At 61.4% G+C, this 14,767-nt stretch carries 8 protein-coding genes; 7 read left to right on the top strand and 1 reads right to left on the bottom strand.

The window, feature by feature from the left end; translation table 11 throughout:
* Window positions 1-152 precede the first annotated feature (152 nt).
* The gene (gshB, locus tag ACVW0Y_RS15895) at window positions 153-1,106 is read right to left on the bottom strand and encodes a glutathione synthase (RefSeq protein ID WP_457439377.1); all 954 of its coding nucleotides are present in this window, start codon (window positions 1,104-1,106) and stop codon (window positions 153-155) included.
* 245 nt (window positions 1,107-1,351) lie between these two features.
* On the opposite strand from gshB, the gene pilG reads away from it, so the two are divergent.
* From pilG to ACVW0Y_RS15860, 7 genes are all read left to right on the top strand, one after another.
* A complete protein-coding gene (gene pilG / locus ACVW0Y_RS15890; protein WP_108094981.1) occupies window positions 1,352-1,759 on the top strand; it encodes a twitching motility response regulator PilG in 408 nt (135 codons plus the stop codon).
* A gap of 46 nt (window positions 1,760-1,805) precedes the next feature.
* Window positions 1,806-2,171, top strand: coding sequence for a twitching motility response regulator PilH (gene pilH, locus ACVW0Y_RS15885; RefSeq protein ID WP_108094980.1), 366 nt, complete (start codon window positions 1,806-1,808; stop codon window positions 2,169-2,171).
* Between the two features lie 41 nt (window positions 2,172-2,212).
* Window positions 2,213-2,749: a chemotaxis protein CheW gene (locus tag ACVW0Y_RS15880; RefSeq protein WP_457439375.1), complete on the top strand. Its 537-nt coding sequence runs from the start codon at window positions 2,213-2,215 to the stop codon at window positions 2,747-2,749.
* Between the two features lie 85 nt (window positions 2,750-2,834).
* Window positions 2,835-4,883, top strand: a complete 2,049-nt coding sequence (locus tag ACVW0Y_RS15875; protein WP_457439373.1) for a methyl-accepting chemotaxis protein — start codon at window positions 2,835-2,837, stop codon at window positions 4,881-4,883.
* 44 nt (window positions 4,884-4,927) lie between these two features.
* Window positions 4,928-5,824 carry a CheR family methyltransferase gene (locus ACVW0Y_RS15870; RefSeq protein WP_457439371.1) on the top strand — a complete coding sequence of 299 codons (897 nt, stop codon included), beginning with the start codon at window positions 4,928-4,930 and terminating at the stop codon, window positions 5,822-5,824.
* A gap of 25 nt (window positions 5,825-5,849) precedes the next feature.
* Entirely contained in the window at window positions 5,850-13,742 is a 7,893-nt protein-coding gene (locus ACVW0Y_RS15865) for an Hpt domain-containing protein (RefSeq protein WP_457439535.1), read from the top strand.
* Entirely contained in the window at window positions 13,739-14,758 is a 1,020-nt protein-coding gene (locus ACVW0Y_RS15860; protein ID WP_457439369.1) for a chemotaxis protein CheB, read from the top strand. Before ACVW0Y_RS15865 ends, ACVW0Y_RS15860 begins: the two co-directional genes overlap by 4 nt.
* Window positions 14,759-14,767: the final 9 nt, after the last annotated feature.

The following is a 14,767-nucleotide window of genomic DNA, read 5'->3' as shown; positions in this document are numbered from 1 at the left end:
TTCAGGTTGCCGCGCAGTCTGCCGAGGGCTCAGGGAAAAGTCCATGAAGCACTGCGCGCCTTGGTGACGCATTGGGCATTTCTGCGCTTTGCGTCTCGTACCGCTCTGCTGCGCCGCTTTTCACAGTTGGGCGCAACAGCGCGGCGCAGGGCTTAGCGGGCGTTGAGTTGCGCCGCGATGGCGTCCATCAGTTGCTCGCCGATCTTGGTATCGAAGGCGTTGTCGATTTCGCGGATGCAAGTCGGGCTGGTGACGTTGATTTCCGTCAGGTGCTCGCCAATCACGTCCAGGCCAACAAACAGCAGGCCCTTCTCGCGCAGGGTCGGGCCGACCTGGGCGGCGATCCAGCGGTCGCGTTCGGTCAGGGGACGGGCTTCGCCACGACCGCCGGCCGCCAGGTTGCCGCGGGTTTCCCCGGTCGCCGGAATACGCGCCAGGCAATAAGGTACCGGCTCGCCATTAATCATCAGAATGCGTTTGTCGCCATCCTTGATCGCCGGCAGGTAGGCCTGCGCCATGATCTGCTGCTGGCCGAGGTTGGTCAGGGTCTCGAGAATCACCGACAGGTTCGGATCGCCCTCGCGGTGGCGAAAGATCGAGGTTCCGCCCATGCCATCCAAGGGTTTGAGAATGATGTCACGGTGCTGTTTGGCAAACTCGCGCAGAATGTCGGCGCGGCGGCTGACCAGCGTCGGTGGCGTGCAGTGCGGGAATTGCGTGGCAAACAACTTTTCGTTGCAGTCGCGCAGGCTCTGGGGGCGGTTGACGATCAACACCCCGGCTCGCTCGGCTTGCTCCAGCAGGTAGGTGCTGTAAACGAACTCCATGTCGAAGGGCGGATCCTTACGCATCAGGATCACATCCAGATCGCTCAGAGGCGCGTCGGCTTCATCGCCCAGCTCGAACCAGCGTTGCGGATCAGCGAAAACTTGCAGGGGGCGCATGCGCGCCTTGGCAACTCCGGCGACCTGGTACAGATCGTGCTGTTCCATGTAGAACAATGACCAACCACGGGCCTGAGCGGCCAGTAGCATGGCCAACGAGCTGTCCTTTTTATAGGAAATGCCCGAGATTGGGTCCATGACTATGCCGAGGCGAACGCTCATGGGGTGAATCCTCCGCAAAACGAATGCGACAGCTGAAATGTGTCGCGACTAGACTGTGTGGCGGCAGAGTGGCGCTGGCGACCACTTCGGTCAAGGAAAAACCTTACGCTTCTGGGGCTTATAGATTGCTTCTAGAGAGTGTGCTAAAAAGGCCTACGATTGGGTCGCAGCCCGGAGCTGGTAGGCCTCAGGCGCACTGAAAACGTAGAAAAATAACGACTCATCGAGGCGATGGTAGGGCGAACATGGAACAGCATTCCGAAGGATTAAGGGTCATGGTCATCGACGATTCGAAAACGATTCGTCGCACTGCTGAGACCCTGCTGAAAAAGGTGGGTTGTGAGGTGATCACTGCCGTCGATGGTTTCGATGCGCTGGCCAAGATCGCTGATACACACCCCAATATCATTTTTGTCGACATCATGATGCCGCGGTTAGATGGCTATCAAACCTGCGCCCTGATCAAAAATAACAGTGCTTTCAAATCCACCCCGGTAATCATGTTGTCCTCCAAGGACGGTCTGTTCGATAAGGCCAAAGGCCGTATCGTGGGTTCCGATCAGTACCTCACCAAACCTTTCAGTAAGGAAGAGCTGCTCGGTGCCATCAAGGCTCATGTCCCAGATTTCACCCCGGTGGAACAAGCATCTTGACGTTCGACCGCTAGGGCGGTGACGCAAACTTCCATAGGGATACACCATGGCTCGCATTCTGATTGTTGATGACTCCCCCACCGAGATGTACAAGCTGACTGCCATGCTCGAAAAGCATGGTCATCAGGTACTCAAGGCGGAAAACGGCGCTGATGGCGTGGCTCTGGCCCGCCAGGAAAAGCCCGACGCAGTGTTGATGGATATCGTCATGCCGGGCCTCAATGGCTTCCAGGCCACCCGTCAACTCACCAAAGATGCTGATACCAATCACATTCCGGTGATTATCGTCACCACCAAGGACCAGGAAACCGATAAGGTCTGGGGCAAGCGCCAGGGCGCGCGCGACTACCTGACCAAACCGGTGGACGAAGACACGCTGCTGAAAACCTTGAATGCGGTGCTGGCGGGCTAAGCCGCCACCACGCACATAAAAACTAGAAGGTTCAGGCCGACATGTCGGATGTACAGACTCCCTTTCAGCTTCTCCTCGAGATCGACCAGCGTTGTCGACTGCTGGCTGCCGGCTTGCCGTCGCAGCGTGCCGTGGTGCAGACCTGGAGTGGAATCGGTTTTCGCATGGGCGAGCGCCTGTTCGTAGCACCGATGGGTGAAATTGGCGAAGTGCTGCACGAACCACGGTTTACCTTGCTGCCCGGCGTGAAAAGTTGGGTGAAAGGCGTGGCCAACGTACGTGGGCGCTTGTTGCCGGTAATGGATATGTGTGGCTACTTCGGTACCGAGCTTTCGCCTTTGCGCAAGCAGCGGCGGGTGCTGGTGGTAGACCACCATGATGTTTTCGCTGGCCTGACCGTCGATGAAGTGTTTGGTATGCAGCACTTCCCGGTGGACAGCTTTACCGAGCAGTTGCCAGCGCTCGAAGCGGCTATTGAGCCCTTCATACATGGGGTTTTTCAACGCGAGCAGCCATGGTTAGTGTTCAGCCCTCACGCGCTGGCACAGCATCCGGGCTTCCTCGACGTTGCGTTCTGATTGATTAGGTTGGGTCGGCATTTGCCGGCCCTTTGGCGTTACACGGGAAAACGTAGTGCGGTGGGTCCAGGCGGGGGCCAAATAAATGAAAAAATTAAACGCAGGCAATCTATTGGCTGGAGTGCGTAGTAGCTCGTTGATCGCGGGGCTGTTTATCGTCCTGATCGTTTCGATCGTGTTGCTCTTCGCCAACTTCGCCTACATCAACACCCAGTCGAACTACGACAAGGAATACATCAGCCACTCCGGTGAGCTGCGTGTACTTTCCCAGCGTATTGCGAAGAACGCCACGGAAGCGGCAGCGGGCAAGACAGAGGCTTTCGCCCTGTTGAAAGACGCGCGCAACGACTTCGAAAAGCGTTGGAGCTTCCTGGTCAGTGGTGACAACAGCACCGGCCTGCCGCCTGCACCTGCCATCGTCAAGCCAGAAATGGACGCGGTGCAGCAAGACTGGGACGGCCTGCGTAAAAACGCTGACGCCATTCTGGCCAGCGAACAAACCGTACTGTCCCTGCACCAGGTAGCCGCCACACTGGCCGAAACCATTCCGCAGCTGCAGGTCGAGTACGAAGAAGTGGTCGACATCCTGCTGGAAAGCGGTGCGACCGCTGCCCAGGTGTCGGTTGCCCAGCGCCAGTCGCTGCTTGCTGAGCGTATCCTCGGTTCGGTGAACAAGGTACTGGCCGGTGACGAAGACTCGGTACAAGCCGCCGACATGTTCGGTCGTGACGCCAGTCTGTTCGGTCGCGTACTCAAGGCGATGATCGAAGGCAACGCGGCCATGAAGATCACCAAGGTCAGCGACCAGGAAGCCCTGGAGCGTCTCTCCGAGATTTCCGAGCTGTTCGAATTCGTATCCGGTTCGGTAGACGAGATTCTCGAAACCTCGCCTGAACTGTTCCAGGTTCGTGAGTCGGCCAGCAGCATCTTTACCGTTTCGCAAACCCTGTTGGACAAAGCCTCCAAGCTGGCCACCGGTTTCGAAGGCCTGGTCGGTTCCCGTTCGCTGAACACCCTGGCCGGCTATTTGCTGGGCTTGCTGGCCATCGGCTCGATCATGCTGATTGGTCTGGTAATGGTTCAGAGCACCCGCAGCCGACTGGCTGAAACCGCTGAGAAAAACGAACGTAACCAGGCGGCGATTCTGCGACTGCTCGACGAAATCGCCGACCTCGCGGACGGTGACTTGACCGTAGCCGCGACCGTAACCGAAGACTTCACCGGTGCCATCGCTGACTCGATCAACTACTCGATCGACCAGCTGCGCGACCTGGTAGCCACGATCAACTTGACCGCTGTACAGGTGGCCGCCGCCGCCCAGGAAACTCAGGCTACGGCGATGCATCTGGCTGAAGCATCCGAACACCAGGCGCAAGAAATTGCCGGTGCATCGGCGGCGATCAACGAAATGGCCGTGTCCATTGACCAGGTATCGGCGAACGCCTCGGAATCCTCCGCGGTAGCGGAACGTTCCGTAGCCATCGCCAACAAGGGTAACGAGGTGGTGCACAACACCATCACCGGCATGGATAACATCCGTGAGCAGATCCAGGACACTTCGAAGCGTATTAAACGTCTCGGTGAATCGTCCCAGGAGATCGGTGACATCGTTAGCCTGATTAACGACATTGCCGACCAGACCAACATCCTCGCACTGAACGCCGCGATCCAGGCATCCATGGCCGGTGACGCCGGTCGAGGCTTCGCCGTGGTAGCGGACGAGGTACAACGCCTCGCAGAACGTTCCTCTGCTGCAACCAAGCAGATCGAGGCGCTGGTTAAAACGATTCAGACCGACACCAACGAAGCGGTTATCTCCATGGAGCAGACCACTTCCGAAGTAGTGCGCGGTGCACGTCTGGCGCAAGACGCCGGTGTGGCACTGGAGGAGATCGAAAAGGTATCCAAGACCCTCGCGGCCTTGATCCAGAACATCTCCAACGCCGCCCGTCAGCAAGCGTCCTCCGCTGGCCATATCTCCAACACCATGAACGTGATCCAGGAGATCACCTCGCAGACGTCCTCGGGTACCACCGCTACCGCCAAGAGCATTGGTAACCTGGCCAAGATGGCCAGTGAGATGCGTCGTTCGGTTTCTGGTTTTACCCTGCCAGAAGCAGCGGACCAGGCCTGATCGAGGGGAGCGCGATGACCTGATAGGGTCATCGCCACTGGGCCATGAGCGAGGGAGACGGCATGCAACCGAGCGGGGCGCCGGGTGGGGCTTGGTCTCTGAAGCCCCTGGTCGATATGACGCCGGCAGAATTCCACGACTGGCAGGCGTTGCTCGAAGAGCGCACCGGCGTGGTGATCAACGAACAGCGCCAGGCCTTTTTGCAGACCAATCTCAGCGCGCGCATGCGTGAGCTGGATGTACCGGACTATGCCAGCTACTACCGGCAGGTTACCGATGGTCCGCGTGGCGCTGTGGAGTGGTCGACCCTGCTGGATCGCCTGACCGTTCAAGAAACCCGTTTTTTTCGCCATCGCCCTTCGTTCGAAGTGCTTGAGCAATACCTGGCGTTGCGCCTGGCGCGCGCCCAACCCGGCGAGCAGCCGTGGGCTTTGTGGAGCGTCGGTTGCTCCAGCGGTGAAGAACCTTACTCCCTGGCGATCAGTGCCGCGGAGGTGTTGCGTGATAGCGAGTTGCCTGGCCACTTCGGTGTAACCGGCACGGATATCAGCATGAATGCGTTGAGCAAAGCGCGGGAGGCCGAGTACTCCGCGCGTAAGTTCGAGCAGATGGATATAGACCTGTGCGAGCGCTACTTCGACGCGCAGGACGATGGTCGTTTGAAAGTAATACCGAGCCTGGCGGCGCGTGTCTGCGTAGCCCGGCTCAACGTGCTGGAGTTGGCGAAAGCGCCGATGACCGGCATGGATGTCATTTTCTGTCAGAACTTGCTGATCTATTTTCGTCGCTGGCGTCGCCGCGAGATCCTCAACCGCCTGGCTGAACGCCTTGCGCCAGGTGGTCTGTTGGTAGTCGGCGTCGGTGAAGTGGTCGGTTGGCAGCACCCGGACCTGGAGCCGGTGGCCGACGAGCGAGTGCTGGCTTTTACCCGAAAGGGGTAACGTGCGGTTTATGAGTGGAGTTGCTATGGGTGATCGGCACGATTATGTCGCCCTGGAGTGGGTTAAAGGCGAGATCGCAGAAACCCTGAAACAGGCACGGCAGGCCCTTGAGGCGTTCGTTGAGAACCCCGAGGACTCGACGCGCATGCGTTTTTGCCTGACCTATGCGCATCAGGTGCATGGCACTCTGCAAATGGTGGAGTTCTACGGCGCAGCCTTGCTCGCCGAAGAAATGGAACACCTCGCCCAGGCGTTGATGGAAAACCGCGTGAGCAACCAGGGTGAAGCCCTCGAAGTGCTGATGCAGGCCATTCTGCAACTGCCGGTTTACCTGGACCGCATTCAGACCGCGCGGCGCGACCTGCCGATGGTGGTCTTGCCGCTGTTGAACGACCTGCGTTCGGCCCGTGGCGAAAAACTCCTGTCGGAAACCAGCCTGTTCTCCCCGGACATGACCGTGCGTCAGCCGGCGCTGTCGGCTGATTCCCTGGCCCAACTGCGTACCGCCGAACTGCCGGTACTGCTGCGCAAACTGCGGCAGATGCTGCAGATGGCCCTGATCGGGGTGATCCGCAACCAGGACCTGGGCACCAACCTCGGCTATATGGCCCGTGTATTCGCGCGCCTCGAAGTACTGTGCAAAGACGCGCCCCTGGGCCCGCTGTGGCAGATCGCTTCCGGTATCGTCGAAGGATTGTCCAACGGCAGCGTGCTCAACGGCAGCTCCGTGCGCACCCTGCTGCGCCAGGTCGATAAAGAACTCAAGCGCTTGCTGGAACAAGGTGCCGATGGCATCAACCAGGCCGCGCCGGACGAGCTGACCAAGAACCTGTTGTTCTACGTCGCCAAGTCCACCACCCAATCGCCCCGCATCCGTCACCTGAAAGAACAGTACCGCCTGGATGAAGCGCTGCCCGACGACGATATCGTCGACGAAGAGCGCGCTCGCCTGGCCGGCCCGGACCGTGACGCCATGCGTTCGGTGGTCGCCGCCCTGTGTGAAGAGCTGGTGCGCGTCAAAGACAGCCTTGATCTCTTTGTACGCAGCGACCGCAGCAAGGTTGCCGAGCTGGACAGCCAACTGGCCCCGCTGAAACAAATCGCCGACACCCTGGCGGTGTTGGGTTTTGGCCAGCCGCGCAAAGTCATTCTCGACCAGATCGACGTGGTTCATGGTCTGTCCCTCGGTCAGCGTGAACCAAGCGACGCGGTGCTGATGGATGTGGCCGGTGCGCTGCTCTATGTAGAAGCGACCCTGGCCGGCATGGTCGGCCCCGCCGAAGACGGCCGCCGTGAAGAAAGCCACCTGCCGACCACCGACGTGGGGCAGATCCACCAACTGGTGATCAAGGAAGCGCGCAACGGCCTGGAACAGGCCAAAGACGCCATCATTGAATTCATTGCCTCGCAGTGGAACCACGAACACCTGGCCCGCGTGCCGGAACTGCTGACCCAGGCCCGTGGTGGTCTGGCGATGATTCCGTTGGAACGCGCCGCCGCACTGCTGAACGCCTGCAACCGCTACATCCAGGAACAACTGCTGGCGCGCAAAGCCGTGCCCAACTGGCAGAGCCTGGACACCCTGGCTGATGCGATCACCAGCGTCGAGTATTACCTGGAACGCCTGAGCGAAGACCATGCTGCCCAGGGCGACCTGATTCTCGACGTCGCCGAGGAAAGCCTGGAAAACCTGGGTTACCCGCTGAAAGAAAAGCCGTCGATCCTTGATCGCGTCGAGCCCGAGGCGGAAACCTTCGCACCGCTGGCCGACCCGATGCACGACATCGACGTGCTGGTCGACGAGCCCGAAGTGGCCGCTGAGGCGGATGTTGCGCCGGTCGCGGAAACTGCCTTTGAAGCCGAGTCATCGTCGTTCGAATCCGACTTCGGCGTCATCGAAGAAAGCTTCAGCCTCGAGGACCTGCCGGTCGCCGACACCCAGCCTGCGGCTGACAGCGGTGACGTGGGCGGCATCGAATTCTCCCTCGACGATCTGCCAGTCGCCCTGCCCGCTGATGAAAGCGAACTGAGCCTGGAGTTCGGCGAGCTGCAAAGCGCCGAACCGCTCGCCGCCGACGGTGACGAGCCGCTGAGCCTGGAAGACAGCTGGAGTCTCGAAGAACTGCCGGCAGCGCCTGGCGATATGGTCGACCTGAGCGCCTTCGATGAGGTCCAGGACCGCGCCGAGCTGCCAAGCCTGGACCTGGCCGAAGAGGTGCCGGAATGGAACGCCGACACCAGCCTCGAGCTGGAAGAGCTGACGCTGGAAGTCCCCGCTGACGAAGCGACGCTGGAAGAACTGACCCTCGACGATCTCAACAACCCGGCCGACTGGAACGAAGCCCAGCTGGCTGAGCTGGAATTGCCGGAAGTCGATCTGCCGGGCGTTGCAGAGCCAGCCCCGGTCGCCGCCCCGACGGAAAAACCGCTGTCGATGGCTGACGTCATGGCCACGCCGGTGCAGGCGATCAATCCGCCAGCCCAGGACGTGCCGCCGAGCCTGCTGCCGCCGCCGGAAGGTGAAGAGCCCATCGACGAAGACCTGCTGGAAGTCTTTATCGAAGAAGTTGGCGAGGTGCTGGAAACCATCGCCGAGTACCTGCCGCAATGGCGTGCAGATACCGACAACAAAACCGCCCTCAGCGAAGTGCGTCGCGCCTTCCACACCCTTAAGGGCAGTGGTCGCATGGTGCGCGCGCTGATTATCGGCGAGCTGGGTTGGGCCATCGAAAACCTGCTGAACCGCGTGCTCGATCGCAGCATTCAGCCGGGCGAAGAAGTGCAGCAAGTGATTGCTGACGTAGTGGCGCTGATGCCGTCGCTGGTCGACGAGTTCGCCGCCAAGGCCCAGCGTCAGCGTGATGATGTGGATGCCCTGGCCGCCACCGCCCACGCTTTGGCCAAAGGCCAAGTCGTCCCAAAACGTGAAGCCCCGGTGCCCGTGCAGGCAGCTGACGCCGTGGGCGCAACCGTTGCTAGCGCACCCGCTGCCGCTGCGGCAACCGACGTCGAGGCGCTGGATCCACAGCTGATCGAGATTTTCCGCAATGAAGCGGAAACCCATCTGGACACCTTGGTCGGCTTCCTGGCCGACTGCGCCCAGGAGTTGCCGCAGGAAATCACCGATAACCTGCAGCGCGCCTTGCACACCCTCAAGGGCAGCGCCCATATGGCCGGCATTCTGCCGATTGCCGAAATCGCTACCCCGCTGGAAAAACTGGCGAAAGAGTTCAAGACCAACCTGATCCCGATGGACCTGGCCGAAGCCGAGTTGCTGCACACCGCCGAGCAACTGTTCCGGCGTGGTCTGGAGCAGCTCGAAAGCAACCCGCTGGCACCTATCGAAGGCGCCGCCGAGTTCCTTGAACGCGTCAACATCCTGCATCAGGAACGCCTGGAGTCGGCCCAATCGGCCCGCCAGGACCTGCAAGGCAGCGATCAGCGTGATCCGCAACTGATCGGTATCTTCCTTTCCGAAGGCATGGACATCCTGCTGGACGCCGAGGACCTGCTGCGCAAATGGCGCGCGCACCCCTCCGAGCGTCAGGAGCTGAGTGCCCTGCTGGACGAACTGACCACCCTCGGCCGTGGCGCGGAAATGGCCGAACTGCCGCAGATCGATGAGCTGTGCGAGGCCCTGCTGGACCTCTACGGTGCCGTCGAAGAAGGCAGCCTGGCCGTTAGCGAACGCTTCTTCAGCGAAGCCGAAAGCGCCCACGAAGCGCTGATCAGCATGATGGATCAGGTAGCTGCCGGCCTGCAGGTAACTGCCGAGCCGCAACGCGTCGAAGCCCTGCGCCAACTGCTGGGCGAAGCCCTCGACCCGCAAACCCTGGCGCTGCTCAGCCCGGGTGGTGAGTCGGGGCTGAATATCGTCGAACTGGACGCCGCCACCTCCGAGCTGCAGCTGGCCGAGTGGGACAGCCAGCCGGCCAACGATGAGCCTGCACAGGAATACGACCTGTCGGCCTTCGATGCCCTGCCGAATGTGGAAGAGCTGCCGGCGCTGGACGATCTGCCAACCTTTGAACAGCTGCCCGTTGCAGACGTGTTGCCGGCGGTTGAAGAGCTGGCCGCTATCGAGCCGGCTCCCGAGCCGATTGCGCCTGCTCCTGTTGCCGCCCCCGCTCCGGAGGAAGAAGCCGACCCGCTCGATGCCGAGATGGTGGAAATCTTCCTCGAAGAGGCGGTGGATATTCTGGAAAGCTCCGGTCAGGCCCTGGACCGCTGGCTCGGTGAGCCGGATAACAACCTGGCCCTGTCCTCCTTGCTGCGCGATCTGCACACCCTCAAAGGTGGCGCGCGCATGGCCGCCATTCGCCCCATCGGCGACCTGGCCCACGAGCTGGAAACCCTTTACGAAGGCCTGGTGGACCGTCGTTACAGCTACTCGCCGGTGTTGGCCGGCCTGCTGCAACGCAGCCACGACAAACTGGCGGTGCTGCTGGATCAACTGCAGGCCAACCAGCCGCTGCACGACCCGGATGCATTGATTCAAGACATCCGTAGTTTCCGTAAGGGCGGTGCGCAGAGCCTTTCCGCTGCGGCGGTTATTCTCGACGACTTCGAAGAGCCGCTGGAACTGGTCGAGCTTTCGCTGCCTAGCGAAGCGCCGAGCGCCGAAGCCGAGCTGATTGCCGCCGAAGACGAACTGGAAGCGCTGCCGCTGATCGAGCCGGTAGAAGACCAGCTCGACCCCGAAGTCATCAGCTTTGAAGAAGTGGCCAGCACCCCGGAATTCAGCGCCGACGATCTGCACCACGCGCTGCCCGAGGGCGAGCTGCTGGAAGCCGACACCGCATTGCCGGAGCTGGAGATCAGCGAACCGGTTGACGAGCCAGGCGAAAGCTTTGAACTGAGCGATCTCGAGCCAGCACCAGGCGTTGATCTTGAGCTGACTGCCGAGCCTGAGCCGGTTGAGCCAGAGCTTGTCGAGCCCGAGCTTGTTCAGCCTGAACTGGTTGAGCCCGAAGTCGTAGAAGCCGAGCTGGTTGAGCTGCAGCCTGCCGCGCCTGAATGGGTCGAGCCCAAGCCGCAGCCCGTGGTCTACGAAACTCCAGCACCCACCGCCTTCGATGACGAGCGCGATCCGGAGTTGGTGGAAATCTTCCTCGAAGAAGGTTTCGACATTATCGACAGCTCCAGTGCCGCCCTGCAGCGCTGGAAAGACGATCTGGACAACAGCCTTGAGCTGGAGTCCCTGCAACGTGACCTGCACACCCTCAAAGGTGGTGCACGGATGGCCGAGATCCGCGAAATCGGTGATCTGGCCCACGAGCTGGAATTCCTTTACGAAGGTCTGGGCGATGGCCGTCTGCGCGCCAGCACGGGTCTGTTCGGTTTGCTGCAAAGCTGCCACGACCGCCTGGCGGTCATGCTCGAAGCGGTGCGCGACAAGCGTCACGTGCCGAGCGGCGAAGACCTGATCGAAACGATCAAACGCTTCCGCGCCAATCCGGATGAGCAACTGAGCATGCCGTCTGCCGTGCATCTGGTGGCTGCTGCCGCGGAGCCGGTGGTTGAAGACGCTGAAGATGACGACATTCTGGATATCTTCCTGGAAGAGGCCGACGACCTGCTGGAAAGCATGGAAAGCGCCATCGGCCGTTGGGAAGAGAAGCGCGATGACAGCGACGCCGTCGATGACATGCTGCGCATCCTGCACACCCTCAAAGGCGGTGCCCGCCTGGCTGGGCAGAAGACCCTGGGCGATCTGACCCACAACCTGGAACAGCACCTGACCGAAGCGCAGCAACAAGGCGCGCCATGGCCGGAAAGCCTGTTCCTCGATGTGCAGTCCGGTTTCGAAGGCTTGCAGGGTGAGCTCGACCAACTGCGTCAGCGGGTCAACGACAACCTCGCCGCCGAACTGGAACATGCCAGCCACGAGCCGGCGGAATCGCCAGCGCCGGCAGCGCCGACGCTGCCTGCGGTACGCACCCTGGCCAACCCGATTGTCGCCGCCAGCGAGTTCTCCAACGCGCCGGCTGCCGCCAAGGTCCTGCCATTTGTGCGCCGCGCTCAGGAAGCGGCGCTGGATGCTGCGGCCCGTCGCGCGCCGCAAGAATTGGTGAAAGTACCGGCCGATCTGCTCGAAGGCCTGGTGAACCTGGCCGGTGAAACCTCGATCTTCCGTGGTCGGGTTGAACAGCAGGTGAGTGACTTCGGTTTCACCCTCGGTGAGATGGAAGCCACGATTGACCGGGTACGCGACCAATTGCGTCGTCTGGACATCGAAACCCAGTCGCAGATCATCAGCCGCATCCAACTCGAAGCCGAGCGCGTGGGCTACGAAGATTTCGACCCGCTGGAAATGGACCGTCACTCGCAGCTGCAGCAGCTTTCCCGTGCGCTGTTCGAGTCGGCCTCCGACTTGCTGGAACTGAAAGAAACCCTGGCCGCGCGTAACCGCGATGCGGAAACCCTGTTGCTGCAACAGGCGCGGGTCAACACCGAACTACAAGAAGGCCTGATGCGTACGCGCATGGTGCCGTTCGATCGTCTGGTGCCGCGTCTGCGCCGGATCGTCCGTCAGGTAGCCAGTGAGTTGGGCAAGCAGGTCGAGTTCGTGGTCGGCAACGCCGATGGCGAGATGGACCGTACCGTTCTCGAACGTATCGTCGCGCCGCTGGAACATATGCTGCGTAACGCCGTCGACCACGGTATCGAGCCGAGCGACGTGCGTCGCGCAGCGGGCAAGAGCGAGCAGGGCAATATTCGCCTGAGCCTGGGCCGCGAGGGTGGCGACATCGTTCTGACCCTGGCCGACGACGGTGGCGGCATCAAGCTCGAAGCGGTGCGCCGCAAGGCCATCGAGCGCGGCATGATGGACAGCGCCTCGGACCTTACTGATTACGAAGTGCTGCAGTTCATTCTGGAAGCCGGTTTCTCCACCGCCGAGAAGGTTACGCAGATCTCCGGTCGTGGCGTGGGCATGGACGTGGTGCACTCCGAGGTGAAGCAGCTCGGCGGCTCCATGAGCATCGAGTCGACCCCGGGCGAAGGCACCACCTTCCGCATCCGTCTGCCCTTCACCGTATCGGTGAACCGTGCGTTGATGGTGCTTTCCGGTGAAGACCTGTACGCCATTCCGTTGAATACCATCGAAGGTATCGTGCGGGTGTCCCCGTACGAGCTGGAAGCCTACTACGCACCCGATGCGCCGCGTTTTGAATACGCCGGCCAAGCCTACGAGCTGCGTTACCTGGGCGACCTGCTGAACAACGGCCAGCAACCCAAGCTGGTGGGCCAGAGCCTGCCGCTGCCAGTGATCCTGGTGCGTTCCAGCGACCACGCGGTGGCCGTGCAAGTGGACTCCCTGGCCGGTTCTCGCGAGATCGTGGTGAAGAGCCTCGGCCCGCAGTTCGCCGGCGTGCACGGGATTTCCGGTGCAACCATCCTCGGTGACGGTCGCGTGGTGGTAATTCTCGACCTGCTGGCGACCATCCGGGTTCGCCATGCGCACCTGCTCAACCTGATGCAGACCCGCACCGTAAGCCGTGTCGCCTTGCCAGCGGAGCTGGAAGTGGAACGTCCGACCCTGGTCATGGTGGTCGACGATTCGGTAACAGTACGCAAGGTCACCAGCCGTCTGCTGGAACGTAACGGCATGAACGTGCTGACGGCCAAGGACGGCGTGGACGCCATCTCGCTGCTGCAAGAGCACAAGCCCGACATCATGCTGCTGGACATCGAGATGCCGCGCATGGACGGTTTCGAAGTGGCCAACCTGGTGCGCCACGACGAGAGCCTGAAAGATCTGCCGATCATCATGATCACCTCACGTACCGGTGAAAAACACCGCGAGCGGGCGATGAACATCGGCGTCAACGACTACCTCGGCAAGCCGTACCAGGAGTCGTTGCTGCTGGAGACCATCGCCAGGTTGGTGGCTGAACATCCGGTCAAGCGCACATGACGGAAAAAAACGCCGCGCGCATAGCCGTTCTGGCCGACACCTCGCTGCAGCGCCATGTGCTGCAGCAGGCGTTGACCGGTAGCGGTTACAACGTGGTGCTTAACACCGATCCGGCGCGTCTGGATAGCGAGACGCTGGCCACCTGCGAAGCCGATCTGTGGCTGGTGGACCTGGCGCAGTCGGACGATTCGCCGCTGGTCGACAGCCTGCTGGAACGGGCCGACGTGCCGGTGCTGTTTGGCGAAGGCCATGCGCCGGAGCGTCACTCGGAAAACTACCCGCGCTGGGAACGGCGTCTGGTGGGCAAGCTCAAGCGTCTGGTGGGCGATCCTGCCCAGGCGGTGGGGCCGAGCCTGCAAGCCTTGTTTGATGAGGCTCAGCGTCCGGCTCGCCTGGACTTGCCGACGGCCTTGGCCAACACCCCCTTGGCAGCTGGTGCGCCGGCGCGTCAGGTGTGGCTGCTGGCCGCGTCCCTCGGTGGTCCGGCAGCGGTGAAGGCGTTTCTCGATGCCTTGCCCGGTGGCCTGCCGATCGGTTTTATCTACGCCCAACATATCGATGCCAGCTTCGAAGCCACCTTGCCGCAGGCCGTTGGCCGCCACAGCCAGTGGCATGTGAACCCGGCGCGCCAAGGCGACCCGGTGCGCTGTGGTGAAGTGGTGGTGGCACCTATTCAGTACGAACTGGGTTTCGCCGAAGACGGCGCGATGTTGATCGCCGACCGTGGTTGGCCGGAACCCTATAGCCCTTCTATCGACCAGATGATGCTCAACCTGGCCCAGCATTTTGGTGCCATGAGTGGCGTGATCGCCTTTAGCGGCATGGGCAGCGACGGCAGTGCCGCAGCGGCTTATGTGCGTCGCCAGGGCGGCGCGATCTGGACTCAGCGCGCCGAAAGCTGCGCCTGCGCAAGCATGCCCGACAGCCTGCGCGAAGGTGGTTACAGCACCTACAGCGGCGACCCGCGTGAACTGGCGGAAACGCTGGTCAATCATTTAGCTGCGCAGTGCGCCTGATAGCGCCGA

It is taken from the genome of Pseudomonas sp. TE3786 (assembly GCF_054057335.1).
This window is presented reverse-complemented; position numbering and strand designations above follow the sequence as displayed.